This is a genomic window from Acinetobacter silvestris, assembly GCF_002135235.1.
Taxonomy (GTDB): Bacteria; Pseudomonadota; Gammaproteobacteria; order Pseudomonadales; family Moraxellaceae; genus Acinetobacter; species Acinetobacter silvestris.
This window is the reverse complement of sequence record NZ_NEGB01000003.1, coordinates 258,038-274,167: the sequence shown is the minus strand read 5'-3', so window position 1 is coordinate 274,167 and position 16,130 is coordinate 258,038. Positions and strand designations below refer to the sequence as shown.

Genomic DNA, 16,130 nt, shown 5'->3' with positions numbered 1-16,130 from the left:
TCCGCTACAATAGCCGCCAGTTGAAAATATACATTAGGTTATTCTCGTGAAGTGGTTACAAATTCATATTACTGTTGAACAAGCGCAAGTCGATTACACAGAAACTCTACTTAACTCTTTAGGTGCGGGCGGTGTAACTTTAGATGATGCTGAAAATCAGGATTTACTTGAACCACTTCCAGGTGAAACACCGCTTTGGAACCATGTCATTGTTACAGGTATCTATGCGCAGGAAGATGACGAAGAAATTGATGTTGCAGCACTTGAAACATTTATTCGCACTCAACTACCAGATGCACCTTTGCGTCATGAATTCCTAGAAGATCAAGCATGGGAACGCACATGGATGGATGCATATGAGCCGATTCAGATTAGTGAAAAGTTCTGGATTGTCCCAGAATGGATGGAAGCACCCGATGCTGATGCCGTCAATATTAAACTAGATCCAGGTTTAGCATTTGGTACAGGTAACCATGCAAGTACCTTCCTTTGCCTACAGTGGCTCGGTAAAACCGATGTTAAAGATAAAGTTGTCATCGACTATGGTTGTGGCTCAGGCATTTTAGGTGTTGCGGCCTTATTATTGGGTGCTAAAAAAGTCTATGCAACGGATATCGACCCTCAAGCAGTGCTTGCAACAAAACAAAATGCCGAGCTCAATGGCGTCCTAGACAAACTCTATGTCGGCTTGCCTGAAGAGTTCAATGAAGCCTTTAAAGGTAAACAAGCAGACATTCATGTAGCCAATATTCTTGCAGGCCCACTAATGTCACTTGCGAAAGAGTTCTCAACTTTAATTAAATCTGAAGGAGAGTTCGCACTTGCAGGTATAATTGAAGAGCAAGTTGCTGATGTTTCTCGTGTTTATTCTGAATTTTTTGATATATTAGACGTTGAAAAACGCGATGAAAATTGGTACCGAATTTCTGGTAAACGCAAAAAATAGATTAGAGCAATATTGACGCATGACTGATAAACAAACCCGCTGCCCAACCTGCAATTCACTCTACAAAGTGACAGTAACACAACTTACTGTTTCTCAGGGTATGGTTTGTTGTCCTAAATGCTCGACTAACTTTAATGCACTACTGGGTTTAGTCAATCAAGACAATCAAATTTCTCAAGAAAAAAAATCCGAACTCATCCAATCTGCATATATAGCTGAAATGAGCATTTTAGATATATTCAGGCGCAAAACAGAAAACTCAAATATTGATCTACGCACTTATTTAAATAGCTTAAATCAATTTAATAGCGAACCTTTACAAAATATTCCAGCTTTACACTTATCTTCTCAAACCACCTCATCGAGCAAAAAGAAGCACAAAACAGTTAAATATTATGCGATCTGGAGTGTTGTCAATTTAATTCTCCTCTCGATCTTGTTTTTCCAAATTTTATGGTTCAATCCAAAACTGACAGATCAATACGCTACATTAAACACGCTATTTACAAAAACCTGTGCCATTTTAAGCTGCGATACTATAGATCAACGCTACAGCCAAATGGCAGTTGAACGGTTAAAAGTTGAAAAAGTCGGTAAAAATCAAACTGCCTTTTCTGGTACTTTAATCAATAATTATGAAAAAAGCTTAGCTTTACCCATTATTAAAATCACCCTTAAAAATGAAGATAAAAATATCGCTTCTTATACTTTAACCTCATCTCAATATCTGAATGGTGGATTGAGCGGGATTAGTCGAATTCCAACTACACGCCCATATCGCTTTAAATTTACGATCAATCAACCGAGAAATTCTTTCAATGATTACAATTTAGAAATAATTCACCCCTAAAAACAAAAAAAAATGATAAAAAAATAAAAAAAATGTAGTTTTCTTGCTCATTTTTTCTTAGACAATGGTATCATACGCGCCACGAAAGCTTTGTCCTGCAAACTCCTCGCAATTTTTCACAACAAATACAATCTAGTTATGTGCTTTATTACCCATATTGCGCAAGTAGAACGTTTTTTTGCGTGAAAGAGCGCAGTAACAAATATTAATCTATTGTTACGCTTATTTTTCGCTCAATTGCTCAAGTTGTGGCAAGCTAATTGTTCTTGTTTTAGAGCCAACCGTTTTAGGATCTGAAACGGAGCTCAAATATTTTTTAGACCTCATTTATATATCACTTTACTCAAGTGGTATTTGATTTTCGGATTAAACTCGCATGAATAGCAAATCTCCTATTTTTACTGCACAATCTGATGTCGCTCTACGTATCCATGTAGATCGCGCAGTTCGCCATTATTTTGCACAATTACAAGGTGAGCAACCATCTCAAGTGTATGACATGGTGTTAGCAGAAATGGAGAAACCTCTTTTATCTGTTGTTCTAGAATATACTCGCGGCAACCAGACACGCGCTGCCGAGATTCTCGGACTTAACCGTGGTACTTTACGTAAAAAGTTAAAAGCTCACGGTTTAATGAGTGAATAAATGATAAAATGCTCACGCCGTGGGCATTTTTTATGCCCAATTGTTTTTAATCTAGACCTTTAATATTGTTGACGAAAATCATGACTATTAAACGCGCTTTAATCTCTGTATCTGATAAATCAGGGATCGTTGAATTTGCTAAAAACCTCGTGGCTCTTGGGGTAGAAATTTTATCTACTGGTGGTACATATAAGTTGCTTAAAGACAACAATATCGCTGTAGTAGAAGTTTCAGAGCACACAGGCTTCCCAGAAATGATGGATGGTCGTGTAAAAACACTACATCCAAAAATTCATGGTGGCATCTTAGCTCGCCGTGGTCTAGACGAAGCTGTCATGGCTGAACACAACATCGATGCAATCGATTTAGTGGTTGTAAATCTTTATCCATTTGCTGCAACTGTTGCGAAACCAAACTGTTCACTAGCAGATGCGATTGAAAACATCGACATCGGCGGTCCTACAATGGTTCGTGCTGCTGCAAAAAACCACGCGTCTGTGGGTATTGTAGTTAACGCATCTGATTACGACACGGTAATTGCAGAACTTAAAGCAGATGGTGCTTTATCTCATACCACTCGTTTTGATCTTGCGGTTAAAGCATTCGAACATACTGCACAATATGATGGCATGATCGCTTCTTACTTAGGCGCTCGCGTCGGTAAAGAAGAGGGTCAAGCTGACAAATTTGCACGTACTTTCAATACACAGTTAAATAAAGCACAAGACCTTCGTTACGGTGAAAACCCACATCAATCTGCTGCATTCTATGTTGAAAGCACAGCAACTGAAGCTTCTGTTTCAACTGCGAAACAGCTGCAAGGTAAAGAATTATCGTATAACAACATTGCAGATACCGATGCAGCGCTTGAATGTGTGAAATCTTTTGCTAAACCTGCATGTGTAATTGTAAAACATGCAAACCCATGTGGCGTTGCGGTGTCTTTAGATGGCATTGCTGCGGCTTATGACCTTGCTTACGCAACAGATCCTGAATCTGCATTCGGTGGCATCATTGCATTCAACCGTGAATTAGACGTTGCAACTGCGCAAGCCATTGTAGACCGTCAATTCGTTGAAGTCATTATTGCACCAAGTATTGCTGAAGGCGTACTTGACGTAACTGGTGCGAAGAAAAACGTTCGTGTTCTTGTCTGTGGTGAACTTCCTGCACTTGATGCACGTCAAACTCAGCTTGACTACAAACGTGTGAATGGCGGTTTATTGGTTCAAGACCAAGACTTAGGCATGATCACGAAAGATGACCTTAAAGTGGTGACCAAAGTTGCACCGACTGAAGCTGAAATCGACGATTTAATCTTTGCTTGGAAAGTTGCAAAATACGTAAAATCAAATGCGATTGTCTATGCCAAAGGTCGTCAAACCATTGGTGTAGGTGCAGGTCAAATGAGCCGTGTAAACTCAGCGCGTATTGCTGCAATTAAAGCTGAACATGCAGGCTTAGTGGTTGAAGGTGCTGTTATGGCATCTGACGCATTCTTCCCATTCCGTGATGGTATTGATAACGCTGCTAAAGCAGGGATCAAATGCATCATTCAACCGGGCGGTTCTATGCGTGATGAAGAAACCATTGCTGCTGCTGATGAAGCCGGTATCGCAATGGTATTCACAGGTATGCGTCACTTCCGTCATTAATTGATGGAATCCTGACTGTAATGACAAAGTCATACATGTTTAAAACAGATTTCTAAATCTTACATGAAAGTCCTCTCCTGTTTTGGGATGAGGACTTTCATGTTATTTCGATTCATGGAGTATGAAGCGATGAATATTTTAGTTTTGGGTAGTGGCGGTCGTGAACATGCACTTGCATGGAAAATCGCACAAGATGACAAAGTCGCAAAAGTATTTGTAGCACCGGGTAACGCGGGTTCTGCAACTGAAAATAAATGCGAAAATGTCAATATCGATATTTTAGACAATGCTGCAATTATTGCTTTCGCTAAAGAAAATGATGTTGCCTTAATTGTTGTTGGTCCAGAAGCACCTCTCGTCAATGGTGTGGTTGATGCTTGCCGTGCTGCTGATGTGAAAGTTTGGGGTCCGACCCAATTTGCCGCACAGCTTGAAGGCTCTAAAGCATTTGCTAAACATTTCTTAAAACGTCACAACATTCCTACCGCTTTCTATGATGTATTCACAGAAGTTGATGCTGCTAAAGCCTATGTTGAACAAAATGGCGCACCAATTGTCATCAAGGCTGATGGTCTTGCTGCTGGTAAAGGTGTAATTGTTGCCATGACTAATCAAGAAGCATTTGATGCCATTGATGACATGCTTGCAGGCAACAAATTTGGCGATGCAGGTTCTCGTGTTGTGGTTGAACAATTCCTTGCTGGTGAAGAAGCATCGTTCATTTGCATGATTGATGGACACAACATCTTGCCAATGGCAACTTCACAGGATCATAAACGTATCTTTGAAGGCGACCAAGGACCAAACACTGGCGGTATGGGTGCTTACTCTCCTGCTCCTGTGGTGACGGCTGAAGTTTTCGATAAAGTCATGAAAGAAGTGATGCGCCCAACGGTTGATGGGATGGCGGCTGATGGTCATGTTTATACAGGTTTCTTGTATGCAGGCTTGATGATTGATGAACAAGGTCAGCCTCGTGTCATCGAATTCAACTGCCGTTTTGGTGACCCTGAAACCCAACCGATCATGATGCGTTTAAAATCATCTTTAGTGGATTTGGTTGAAGCTGGTATTGCAGGAAACTTACCTGCGGAAGCTGAATGGGATGAGCGTAAAACCGTCGGTATCGTACTTGCATCTAAAGGCTACCCTGAAACTTCAAGCAAAGATGATGTGATTTACGGTTTAGACACCGAAATGACCGACGCTAAAGTTTTCCACGCTGGTACTGCTGTCAATGCAAATGGCGAGATTGTGACTGCGGGTGGTCGTGTGCTTTGCGTAACAGCATTGGGCAATACCATTGGTGAAGCACAAGCAAAAGCATTAGAACTTTGTGAAAAAGTAACTTTTGACGGTGTTCAATATCGTAAAGATATTGGTTACCGTGCCATTGCACGTGAACAAGCTTAAAACTTAGTTTTTCCAAAAATTTAAACAAGTCCGCTTTATGCGGACTTTTTTATTGTATATTAATTTTAACTCATAAAAATTATGCACTTAAAAATATATTTAGCTATTTTTTCAATAATTCCTCAGAAGAAATTCAATATTTAGGAACTCCTTATACGCAGGATTATCTCAAAGCAATTACTTTTATTCTTCAGACCCAACCATATATAGAAAAAGCACTACTTTTATCCAATAATGGATTTCATGCTTTTTTAATAATATCGGAACAAAATACTTACGTAATTCGATCAGGCTTTAGCTCAGGTTATTTCGGTGAAGGAACAAAAGGTTTAGCATCAGCCTTGCAATTACTTTTAAAACATCACATTGAAATTGAAGAAGTAAATATTTCCTCAAAACTCATGAAAAAATTAAATAAAGCGTTGTTATCAAGTACTGATGTAGAAAATATTTCAAACTCTCGCTATGTTCGCCCTATACAAATATATGAATACATCTATGCAATTTACGAAAATTTAGACTATCAGAAAAACAACAACCATTATTATTCAAATGAGCTCCCTTATCATTTGATTGACTCACGAATCTTTGATCTTGCATTAAAATTTAAAGAGGATCCAAATTCAGCCATTATGTCTGCTTTTACACGATTAGAAGATATAGTTCGAAAAAGATCAGGACTCAATCATCTTCACTCCACAGAACTATTTAAAATCGCCCTAAGTGAAAAAGATTCACCTTTAACATGGAATTCAATAAGCATTGGGGAGACTCAAGCCAAAGGAAGACTTTTTGTAAATATATATCAAGCATTTAGAAATGCTCGTGCTCATAAAGAAGCTGATTTACCTTATTCTAAATTGACCCGAGAGTTTCTTTTAGTGAATGAGCTATTTTTATTAGAAAGCGAAGCAATTGAACGTAAAGAAATTACCAAATAAAAATTGATAAACTAAAACCCAATAAAACCAACTATTAAGAGTCCACAATTGCAGGCCCTCCTATATCCAATAAACAGATAATAAATCCATAAATACTTATATATTATGAATAAGTATAAAAATAAACCAGAACGCCACCCCAATTTAATAAAAGTACTTGTTTTACTTATTAATTTATACAAATCACTAATTTTTAAGGAAAATCAAGAAATGCCACATCCCTCTTTCAACGCTATAAAAAATGAAAATTTATTGATATGATGAATAAAATCTTAGAGTTGGTTTTTCAGATAGTTAAATTAAACTATGATTTCTATCGATATTCAAATACATGAATCATCACAAGGATGTGAAACCAAAACTCTAAAACCAAATTATTATTGGAATCGTAGCATAACACCTACTTATTTCATATTTTTTCAGGATTTATACATGAAAAAGCTGATTAGCATTCTCCTAAGCACCTCCGTATTAACACTTAGTGCGTGTAGCAAACAAGAAGCACCAAAAACAGAACCAGCAAAGGATACAACTTCAGGTGAACTAACCAAAGTCACACTTGCTTCAAGTGGTTCTGATACCGATATTTGGAATTATATCGCTACTTTACCTGAAACAAAGCAAGCAGGAATTGATTTAAAAGTTCAGAATTTCACTGATTATGTTTCAATGAATACCGCTGTAGCCAACAAAGAAATTGATGCGAATGCATTTCAATCTTATGCTTATATGATTGCCTATAACACTAATAATAAAGATAAAATTGCGCCACTTGCGACCACTTATCTCGAACCAATGGGCATCTATTCAACGAAATACAAAAGAGTTGAAGAATTCCCACAGGGTGCATCTATTGCCATTCCCAATGATGCGGCAAATGAAGCTCGTGCATTATTACTTTTACAATCTGCCGGCTTAATCAAACTTAAAGTAGATTTTGACCCTGCAAAAGGTTTACCGAGCGACATCATTGAAAATACTAAAAAATTAGATATCAAACCTGTTCAAATGGCGACGGCAGTTCGCGTTAAAAGTGAAGTGGATGCCATTGTATTGGGCAACGTACTGGCGATGGAAGGCGGTTTAAATGTATTAAAAGATTCCATCTTCCATGAACCTACTGACCAATCAACCAAACTAAATGTAAATATCATTGCTGTTGCAGAATCTCGTAAAGATGATCCAACTTTACAAAAGTTAGGTACACTTTATCACTCAGCTGCTGTTGGAAAATATGTGCAAGAACACTTTGGTGGAACTAAAGTTGATGTAAACAAACCTGTAAGCTATCTTACAGAATCAAAATAGTAATATAATCACTGAAATAAAACAGGCAAAGTGACTTTGCCTGTTTTTTCATTTTTGCATAATATTTGACGATATGATTGAATTTAAAAACATTTCAAAAGATTACGAGCTCAAGGGTCAAACCTTACACGCACTGGACCAAATTAATTTGGAAATTCCAGCGGGTAGTATTTTTGGCATTATTGGCTATAGTGGCGCAGGTAAAAGTACTTTAATCCGCTTGATTAATTTACTTGAACGCCCAACTCAAGGTCAAATCATTATCAATCAGAAAGATTTTACCGCTTTAGATGCGCGCTCATTACGTCAAGAACGTGCAAATATTGGCATGATTTTTCAGCATTTTAATTTATTGCAAACCAAAACGGTCGCAGCAAATATTGAAATGCCACTTAAACTTCTTGGCGTTTCCAAAGTAGAACGTGAAAAACGCTTAAAGGAATTACTCGAATTTATTGACCTAAAACATAAAAAAGATGCTTTTCCAGATGAACTCTCAGGTGGTCAAAAGCAACGAGTCGGAATTGCACGTGCTTTAGCAAATCACCCCAAAATATTACTGTGTGACGAGGCAACTTCTGCTCTTGATCCACAAACAACCAAATCAGTTTTAGCTTTACTCAAAAAAATCAATCAAGAACAGAATATTACCATTGTCATGGTGACACATGAAATGGATGTGATTGAATCAATTTGTGATCGTGTGGCCGTCATGGAACAAGGTCAAGTGATTGAAACTGGATCAACTCTTGAAATTTTCAGTCAACCGCAACACCCGACCACCAAGAATTTTATTCAAACAGTTTTACAGCAACAGTTACCTGTCAATATTTTAAAAAATCTTGATAACCAAAATCATAATAGTATTTATAACCTTCAGTTTTTAGGCACTTCTGCACAAGAAACTGTAGTACAAGCGGTGATTAAACAGTTTGATATTAGTCTTAATATTCTGTTTGCCAATATGACCGAAATTAATGGTGCGGTTATTGGTCAAATGTTTATTCAATTACTGGGTGATCCCTTAATCATTCAACAAGCAATTGAGTTTTTAGAACAACATGGTGTCAGAGTTGAACAATCAGGAGTCACGGTATGAGAGATCTCATCGTACAATGGTTAACTGAAATTACAGCTCCATTTTGGCACAGCTCACTATCCATTGATCAATTTATTACCGCACTTCAAGAAACCATTCACATGGTATTCTTTGCCATGTTATTTGGCGGAATTTGGGGCTTCATTCAAGCGATTATTCTCCTCGTTACTCGTCCAAATGGTATTTTACCCAATAAGATTATTCACCATGTACTCAACCCCATTGTGAATGCCTTACGCTCCCTGCCATTCATTATCTTGTTGATTGCAGTTATCCCTTTGACTAAATTTTTAGTCGGCACATCAATTGGCACTTGGGCAGCCATTGTTCCACTGACTATTTATATTGGTCCATATATGGGGCGTTTAATTGAAACTTCATTACTCGAGGTCAATGAAGGAATTATTGAATCCGCTCAGGCAATGGGGGCTTCACCTTGGCAAATTATCTTTAAATTTATTGTACCTGAAGCACGTAGCTCCTTAATTTTAAACCTCACTACTGCGACCATTAGCTTGATTGGTGCAACAGCCATGGCAGGTGCTGTAGGCGCAGGTGGAATCGGTGATTTAGCTATTTCTTATGGCTACCAACGCTTTGATACCAGTGTAGTCATTCTGACCGTCATTGTACTTTTAGTTTTGGTTCAAATCGTGCAAACATTAGGTGATTGGCTTTCTAAAATTAGATAAATCTATAAGCGATCAAACCCTCTATAGAGGGTTTTTTATTAACAGCAATGCTCATTTTATTCTCTTATAATCACCCCACAACCATGATCAACAACTTCTCTTAAGTAACACAAATACACCACTTAGATTTTTAGTGACATTTAAGCTAGTTTTTGCATACACTCAAATAAAGTTTAATGGAATACAACAATGACTTTTAAAATTCACGTAATCGAGGTTAAAAATCAATTACAAAACTATATTTGGCTTTTGGAAGAAACTAATAGCCGTGATGTTGTTGTTATTGATCCTACTGAAGCACATTTAGTTGAAGAATATTGTCAAAAAAACCAATTAAATCTCAGCCAAATTTGGTTAACACACTGGCATAAAGATCATATTGGCGGTGTTCCCGATTTACTCTCTAACCATCAAATTCCAGTCTATGGGCCTCGTGAAGAGCTCAGTAAGATTCATGTCATTAGCCATCCTTTACAGCATGATGATCATTTCCAGTTTCATCATTTAAAAATCGAAGTTATTGCCGTACCAGGCCACACCTTAGGTCATATTGTTTATTTTATTGATAAACTAGAAACTTTATTTAGTGGTGATACTTTATTTGCGATGGGATGTGGTCGACTGTTTGAAGGCACAGCTACACAAATGTATCACTCGTTGAATCGCTTAGCTGCCCTACCGCCGCAAACCAAAGTATATTGCACACACGAATACACTCTAGCCAATGCTCAGTTTGCACTGCATGTTGAACCTGATAATCTGGCCATTCAAAATCGCGCCCAACACATTCAACTCCTACGTGATCGTGGTGAAATCACACTACCTAGCAGCATAGAATTAGAACTTGAAACCAATCCATTTTTACGTGCAGAAAGTGTTGAAGATTTTGCCAAGATACGACAATTAAAAGATAATTTTTAGCCAATCACAATTTGTGATTCAGTATTTATTGAGTTTATCAATTCAGTAAATACTGAATCATAAAATAAAAATAATCACATACATAATAAACATGGTTTTTGTCTTACCTCACCCATTAAACAATAAATTCAGACCATATCCCGATTTAAAATTAGCACCAGATAAAACAATCCAAACATATTCTGTGATTCATTGAGATCCAAAAGCACAACTAAAATTTCCTCAATTTTGCTGAACAAGTCTTCATGCTTAAATTTTTTGATGGATTAGAGCTATTGAGATCAATACGATAATATTCAAATAATTTGACACTTTTACTTACACTTGATCCCAAAATTCAATAGCATTAAAAATTGATAAAATATGCCCAATAAATAAATTGATAAAACTTCAACTTCTCTTATTTTTATTAAAATAGAAAGTAAAATATAAAAACCACTATGTTATCAATTGAATTTTATATGTTTTTCATTCCATACCAATCCAAGCTAATAAAACTTTTTTGCATTAATCCTCTAATTATTTTAAACAGCCCATTTTTCATTGATTAAAATTTGTAATAAAAAAATATTTTTACATCCTCACCCCTTTAAAAGCTTGTCATGCATCCCTATTAAAATATTAGACAGGAATTAAGGACATCTACTGTGAAAAAGGTTGTTAAAGCAAAAAATTTAATCGCATTCCGAATTTGGTTAGAAAAATTAGGATATTCAGTTAAAAATTTAGCCGATGGTAAAGGATTTACTTTCAGCTTCAAAAAAGAATATGGTTTAGTCACCTGTGAGCTGTCGGGAAATACCTTGGCTGTACAATTAGGTGAAGAGTTTGAAGATCACTTAAAAGCCTAAACTTGCTTGATATCAATTTAATTCTATTATTTATTTATCATCAATACAATGATTTAGTACAAGCCCAAAGGCATGCTTATTCTTTCGAATACATGCCTTAAATTTTATGCAAAAAAAAGACAAGATATAAATCCTGTCTTTTTCATATATGGTGGGGACGAAGAGACTCGAACTCTTACACCTTGCGGCGCTGGAACCTAAATCCAGTGCGTCTACCAATTTCGCCACGTCCCCGAATAAAAAAACCACTTAAGTGGTTTCTTATAAAACTTGGCAGAGGATCAAGGACTCGAACCTTGACGAACGGTTTTGGAGACCGTCATGCTACCATTACACCAATCCTCTATTGCAAATTAACTAAGCTTTAGAACCACTTAATTAAGTTACTTGGTGGGGACGAAGAGACTCGAACTCTTACACCTTGCGGCGCTGGAACCTAAATCCAGTGCGTCTACCAATTTCGCCACGTCCCCAATGGCTGTGTATATTATAGAGATCATTAGGTCATGACAAGCCTTTTTATAAAAAAACTTCTCGTTTGATTCAATATTAAACAAAAATTCCCACTACTGCTTTATCTTTATACAAATTCGCTTAATCTTTGTTTTATTTCATTAATATTGGCTGCTCTATGCGCTTTTATTTTGTGCAACATGACACTCAAAACAGGTTCGAACCTCTCAAATGGCTCAGGTAATTGCACTTGTAAATGCTGGCAATGTAAATAAGCCCAATCCATATAGCTTTTTTCTTGCAATCTTTGCTGTGTTAACCATTCCAGCCAAATAATCCCCAAAGCATAGATATCCGATTGAATCGATTTTGCTTCGGCATGGAATAATTCAGGCGCCATATAACGTGGTGTCGCAGAATGATGAGGGTTCAATTGATCTAGTAGAGTAGCTTGCTCAAAATCGATCAAATAACATTGTTTACCATTCAGTCGAAAGTGCTCAGCTTTTAAATCACCATGTAAATAACCGACTTGATGTAAATCAGACACCACATCTAAACTTTTTAACAATCGATGTAGTACTTCAGCACGACTGAAGTGTATGGAGGATTGTTCAAACAGCATTGTTGAGTGCTGTATTATTAGTGTGGGCTGTAAATACTGCTCAGCATCGTTAAATAATGTCTGACTATCGACAATTTCAAAGGGCAATAAAATCTTAGTTTTTTGTCGTGCCAGTTGTTGATAGACATGCAACTCATTCAAAAAAGCCTGTTCACTGATCGAGTTGAGTCCAAAAAGTTGTGCTTTCACCCAATATCGACTTTCACCTTGTTGAATTTGATACAACCGACGACCAAGACTTTGGCTGTGTAGTGAATTACATGCCGACTGCAACTGATCACGAATATCAAGATTAAACATTTGAATTGGAAGTTTCAGAATTCTCTTGCGCGTGTTTTAACACAGCTAAGCAATGTTGAATGGTTTTACCTATGCGGGCATGGGTTTCAATACTGGAAATTTTCGGCCAAGTTGCTCGCTCGCCTTCTCTTTGTAATAACTTGAACAAATGCGGACGAGGATTTTGCAACATATAACCATAATGTCGCAAACTATAATTCCCAACAATATTCACATCACCATAGTAACGCTGATCCACAATGCCGTAACCATGATCCAGTAAGCGGCGAACGGAAGGAACTCGTCCCATTCTGTTTCGGGTAAAATCCATTGCCCCCATTGCGGCTAATTTTCCTTGAGTACGAACGATACGCTCAGGCCAGCTCAGTAAGTCTTTACGGAAGCGTTCTGCATCATTCTGCATAAATGGCACAATATGCGGATTGACCTGACTGGCAATGGTGTAATTCAGGTTATAGAGCCTAGACATTCGCTCCTGAGGGAAATCACTGCGCACACTACCATCAACCCATCGTGTATTGGCTAAATAAGGCGTATGCACACCATCATAGCGCTTACTGGTCAGACGAACTGGTGGAAATAAAATAGGCACAGCACAAGAAGCCAAGACTGCACTCCACACCAACAAATCTGGCGAGGTATATTTATTCATAATACGTGCATCTTCTTGTGCTACATCGTATGGCGCTACCGTTACATTAATATCCAAACCCGATTTTTCAAAAGCCTCAGCAAAGGTGACGTCACCCAAGTTTTCAACTAAAAATCTCTTCAGATATTTAACATCTGCAAAACCACCATTCCCCTTCAGCAATTCTTTAATATGTCTAAAGTGGAAAGCATCACTATAAAAGTGATCTCCCATCAGCAAGTTTGGAATTTCACTTGGCTCTGCAACCCCCAACATCCCCGTCATAATTGCACCGGCACTTGAGCCAGACAAGACCTTTGGCATTAAATCTTGCTCTAACAGAGCCTTACATACGCCACTGTGAAACAAGCCCAATGTCGCTCCACCAGAAAACATCAGTGCTGGTTGCCCATACGCTTTTTGACAATTTTCTAAAAAACTTAACTTATCTTTTAAACTTAAATTTTCACATTTTTCTGAAGCGATATAAGCCAATGCATTACTGACTTCTTCAATGTAATCATCAATTAACTTTTTGGTACCAAAATAGGTTTGGGTAAACAACATTGGATGCCCAATATTGGCCACATCATGACTAAAACCTTCGCGTAATATATAAATCAAATCCGCAGTTCGCTGCTGCTGACGATAACGTTTTAATAAGTTTAAGCGGTATGAAATAATTTCTGCATCAAAATAAGGGGAGCTATTATCGTACTTCCATTCTTGTGCCCCACTTTCTTCATCAAGTTTCAGCGCAAATGACTTCCACTCATCATAACTTTCCGATTTATCTAATTGTCTTTTAAGTTTTTTTATACGATATGCCTGATGTGGATTAAGATCACGAACTGTATCTAAAATCATAGCTGCCTCTTTAATTTGATATTAATCCAAAATATTTATATCCGCTTTTCCAATATGTGAGATCACCTTAAGATTATCAATAGCTCAAACGAATTATTTACTGTTTTTATCATCAAATTTAAAGTTCAGGCTACAACAGCGCACTTTTCTAGTGCTACTATCTGGCTATTAAAAATTTTCAGCGAATAATAATGCCGACTTTAGATTTACCTGAACATTTGATTCAATCGTTATCTGTAGTTCTTCAACAATTACAGCAAGCTTTGCCTGAACTTAAACAAGAAACCGATTTTTCTGCACCCGCCTTTAGATGGCAAGACAAGCAACTTAAAGCGATTTATCAACCTAAAGTTTTTCAGCTCGATGACTTAAAAGGCATTGAAAAGCAAAAAGCAAAAATCATTCAAAACACATTACAATTTCTAAAAGGCTTACCAGCCAATGATGTCTTACTCACGGGTTCACGTGGTACAGGAAAATCATCCATTGTCCGTGCCCTTTTAAGTCAGTATGCACATGCGGGCTTACGCTTAATTGAAATTGAACGTGATGATTTATCTGACCTCCCTGAGATTCAAAAATTAATTGTCAATCGACCTGAAAAGTTTATTGTCTATTGTGATGATCTGGCTTTTAATGCGGAAGATGAAAATTATCGCAGCTTAAAAAGCGTCCTAGATGGTTCATTACAATCAGGTTCAAGTAACTTTATTATTTATGCCACGAGTAACCGTCGTCATTTACTGCCTGAATTTATGCATGAAAATACGCCTGTTACGAAAGTTGATGTTCCACAATATAAAGAATTACATCCTCAAGAGGCGATTGAAGAGAAAATTTCATTGTCGGATCGTTTTGGCTTGTGGTTATCTTTTTACCCTATGGATCAAAATCTATATTTAGAAATTGTCGAAAGTTATCTCTCAAAAAACGATATTAATTTAACAGAAGATGTTCGTGCAGAAGCTTTGCGATGGTGTCAATTACGTGGTCAACGTTCTGGACGTGCGGCTTATCAATTTTCTAAACATTGGATTGGTTCGCAACAATTGGCAGCCTTTTAATTTCTCGTGATTTCTGAAATAATAATCTAAATTCAAGTGTACAATCATTTTAGATTGTTATTTCAGTCGTTCTTATTTGCAAAAAACTCTAGATTATTGATTGTTTAATATCTTCTCTCTCAAAACATTGAATCCTTTTATTTAGCGATATAAAAAGCTGTGGTTATATACATTGCATTTTTGACCGATCACAATGTTTAAACACTATCTAAACTCTCTATGAATAGTGTTCATTATTCAGAGAAATTACACATTTTAAGGAATACCCCATGACCGATAATGAACAAGTTTCATTAACGCTTCAGTCTGCTGCTAAACCATTTTCACGCAGTTTTGACTTTTCACTCGACTTTGAAAATATTAATTTTAGAAAGCGTCCGAAGTTATATCGCATTGGTCGTGGTGAGGAAGGTGTTTTATTGGTTGAACCGTATAAGTCTGAGATTTTACCCTTTTGGCAATTTGAAGATGAAGTACAAGCTACTGAAAGTAGTACAAAAATCTTTGCATTATTCTTAGAATATTTAGAGAAAAATGATTTTGTTGGCGCAGACATGGCAAGAAAGTTTTTGCTTATGGGTTATACTCGTGCACGTCGTTATGCAAATCATAAAAAAGGCACGCTTAAAACTGGCCGAAAAAATAAAGGTGTGACTCCCAAGATTAAAGTGTTACCCAATGACGCTATAACAACTGAAAAACAGCCACGCAGCCATGCGGATGAAGTCAAAGTGACTGTGGCGAAAATTTTTAAAGATAAAAGCGATCAAGCAAAATTAAATCCAAAATATATTGAGCTTAAAGAACAATTCAATGTGTTGATTCGTCAAGACTAATTTATTAAGTTCATCATAAAAAGAGTAATTTC

15 protein-coding genes and 3 tRNA genes are annotated in these 16,130 nt (G+C 37.1%); 13 read left to right on the top strand and 5 right to left on the bottom strand.

Going from position 1 to position 16,130, the window contains the following annotated elements; all coding sequences use genetic code 11:
* Positions 1 to 46 precede the first annotated feature (46 nt).
* The 11 genes from prmA (at position 47) to B9T28_RS07450 (ending at position 11,322) form a co-directional block, all read left to right on the top strand.
* The gene (prmA, locus tag B9T28_RS07500; RefSeq protein ID WP_086203368.1) at positions 47 to 946 is read left to right on the top strand and encodes a 50S ribosomal protein L11 methyltransferase; all 900 of its coding nucleotides are present in this window, start codon (positions 47 to 49) and stop codon (positions 944 to 946) included.
* 19 nt (positions 947 to 965) lie between these two features.
* The gene (locus tag B9T28_RS07495) at positions 966 to 1,796 is read left to right on the top strand and encodes a DUF3426 domain-containing protein (protein ID WP_086203367.1); all 831 of its coding nucleotides are present in this window, start codon (positions 966 to 968) and stop codon (positions 1,794 to 1,796) included.
* Positions 1,797 to 2,172: 376 nt separating this feature from the next.
* Complete coding sequence (fis, locus tag B9T28_RS07490) at positions 2,173 to 2,442, top strand: DNA-binding transcriptional regulator Fis (protein WP_001086304.1); 270 nt, start codon at positions 2,173 to 2,175, stop codon at positions 2,440 to 2,442.
* Positions 2,443 to 2,522: 80 nt separating this feature from the next.
* Positions 2,523 to 4,097 carry a bifunctional phosphoribosylaminoimidazolecarboxamide formyltransferase/IMP cyclohydrolase gene (gene purH, locus B9T28_RS07485; RefSeq protein ID WP_086203366.1) on the top strand — a complete coding sequence of 525 codons (1,575 nt, stop codon included), beginning with the start codon at positions 2,523 to 2,525 and terminating at the stop codon, positions 4,095 to 4,097.
* A gap of 129 nt (positions 4,098 to 4,226) precedes the next feature.
* A complete protein-coding gene (gene purD, locus B9T28_RS07480; protein WP_086203437.1) occupies positions 4,227 to 5,510 on the top strand; it encodes a phosphoribosylamine--glycine ligase in 1,284 nt (427 codons plus the stop codon).
* A gap of 341 nt (positions 5,511 to 5,851) precedes the next feature.
* Positions 5,852 to 6,451, top strand: a complete 600-nt coding sequence (locus B9T28_RS07475) for a TIGR02391 family protein (protein ID WP_252053539.1) — start codon at positions 5,852 to 5,854, stop codon at positions 6,449 to 6,451.
* Positions 6,452 to 6,883: 432 nt separating this feature from the next.
* Positions 6,884 to 7,759, top strand: a complete 876-nt coding sequence (locus B9T28_RS07470) for a MetQ/NlpA family ABC transporter substrate-binding protein (RefSeq protein ID WP_086203364.1) — start codon at positions 6,884 to 6,886, stop codon at positions 7,757 to 7,759.
* Positions 7,760 to 7,832: 73 nt separating this feature from the next.
* Positions 7,833 to 8,858, top strand: coding sequence for a methionine ABC transporter ATP-binding protein (locus tag B9T28_RS07465; protein ID WP_086203363.1), 1,026 nt, complete (start codon positions 7,833 to 7,835; stop codon positions 8,856 to 8,858).
* Positions 8,855 to 9,550 carry a methionine ABC transporter permease gene (locus B9T28_RS07460; protein WP_086203362.1) on the top strand — a complete coding sequence of 232 codons (696 nt, stop codon included), beginning with the start codon at positions 8,855 to 8,857 and terminating at the stop codon, positions 9,548 to 9,550. Before B9T28_RS07465 ends, B9T28_RS07460 begins: the two co-directional genes overlap by 4 nt.
* A 189-nt stretch (positions 9,551 to 9,739) precedes the next feature.
* Positions 9,740 to 10,471: a hydroxyacylglutathione hydrolase gene (gene gloB, locus B9T28_RS07455; protein WP_086203361.1), complete on the top strand. Its 732-nt coding sequence runs from the start codon at positions 9,740 to 9,742 to the stop codon at positions 10,469 to 10,471.
* 647 nt (positions 10,472 to 11,118) lie between these two features.
* Complete coding sequence (locus tag B9T28_RS07450; RefSeq protein ID WP_086203360.1) at positions 11,119 to 11,322, top strand: hypothetical protein; 204 nt, start codon at positions 11,119 to 11,121, stop codon at positions 11,320 to 11,322.
* Positions 11,323 to 11,471: 149 nt separating this feature from the next.
* On the opposite strand, the gene B9T28_RS07445 is transcribed toward B9T28_RS07450, so the two are convergent.
* From B9T28_RS07445 to B9T28_RS07425, 5 genes are all read right to left on the bottom strand, one after another.
* Positions 11,472 to 11,556 (bottom strand) — tRNA-Leu (locus tag B9T28_RS07445).
* Between the two features lie 37 nt (positions 11,557 to 11,593).
* Positions 11,594 to 11,667: transfer RNA gene (locus B9T28_RS07440), tRNA-Trp, on the bottom strand.
* 43 nt (positions 11,668 to 11,710) lie between these two features.
* Positions 11,711 to 11,795, bottom strand: a tRNA-Leu gene (locus B9T28_RS07435).
* Positions 11,796 to 11,902: 107 nt separating this feature from the next.
* Positions 11,903 to 12,700, bottom strand: coding sequence for a protein kinase domain-containing protein (locus B9T28_RS07430; RefSeq protein ID WP_086203359.1), 798 nt, complete (start codon positions 12,698 to 12,700; stop codon positions 11,903 to 11,905).
* A complete protein-coding gene (locus tag B9T28_RS07425; RefSeq protein ID WP_434057121.1) occupies positions 12,693 to 14,198 on the bottom strand; it encodes a DUF3336 domain-containing protein in 1,506 nt (501 codons plus the stop codon). The genes B9T28_RS07430 and B9T28_RS07425 overlap by 8 nt, the downstream gene beginning before the upstream one ends.
* A 191-nt stretch (positions 14,199 to 14,389) precedes the next feature.
* Between B9T28_RS07425 and B9T28_RS07420 the strand changes: the two genes are divergently transcribed.
* Complete coding sequence (locus B9T28_RS07420) at positions 14,390 to 15,262, top strand: ATP-binding protein (protein ID WP_086203358.1); 873 nt, start codon at positions 14,390 to 14,392, stop codon at positions 15,260 to 15,262.
* A 269-nt stretch (positions 15,263 to 15,531) separates the two neighbouring features.
* Positions 15,532 to 16,098, top strand: a complete 567-nt coding sequence (locus B9T28_RS07415) for a DUF4385 domain-containing protein (RefSeq protein WP_086203357.1) — start codon at positions 15,532 to 15,534, stop codon at positions 16,096 to 16,098.
* The last annotated feature ends 32 nt before the right edge of the window (positions 16,099 to 16,130 follow it).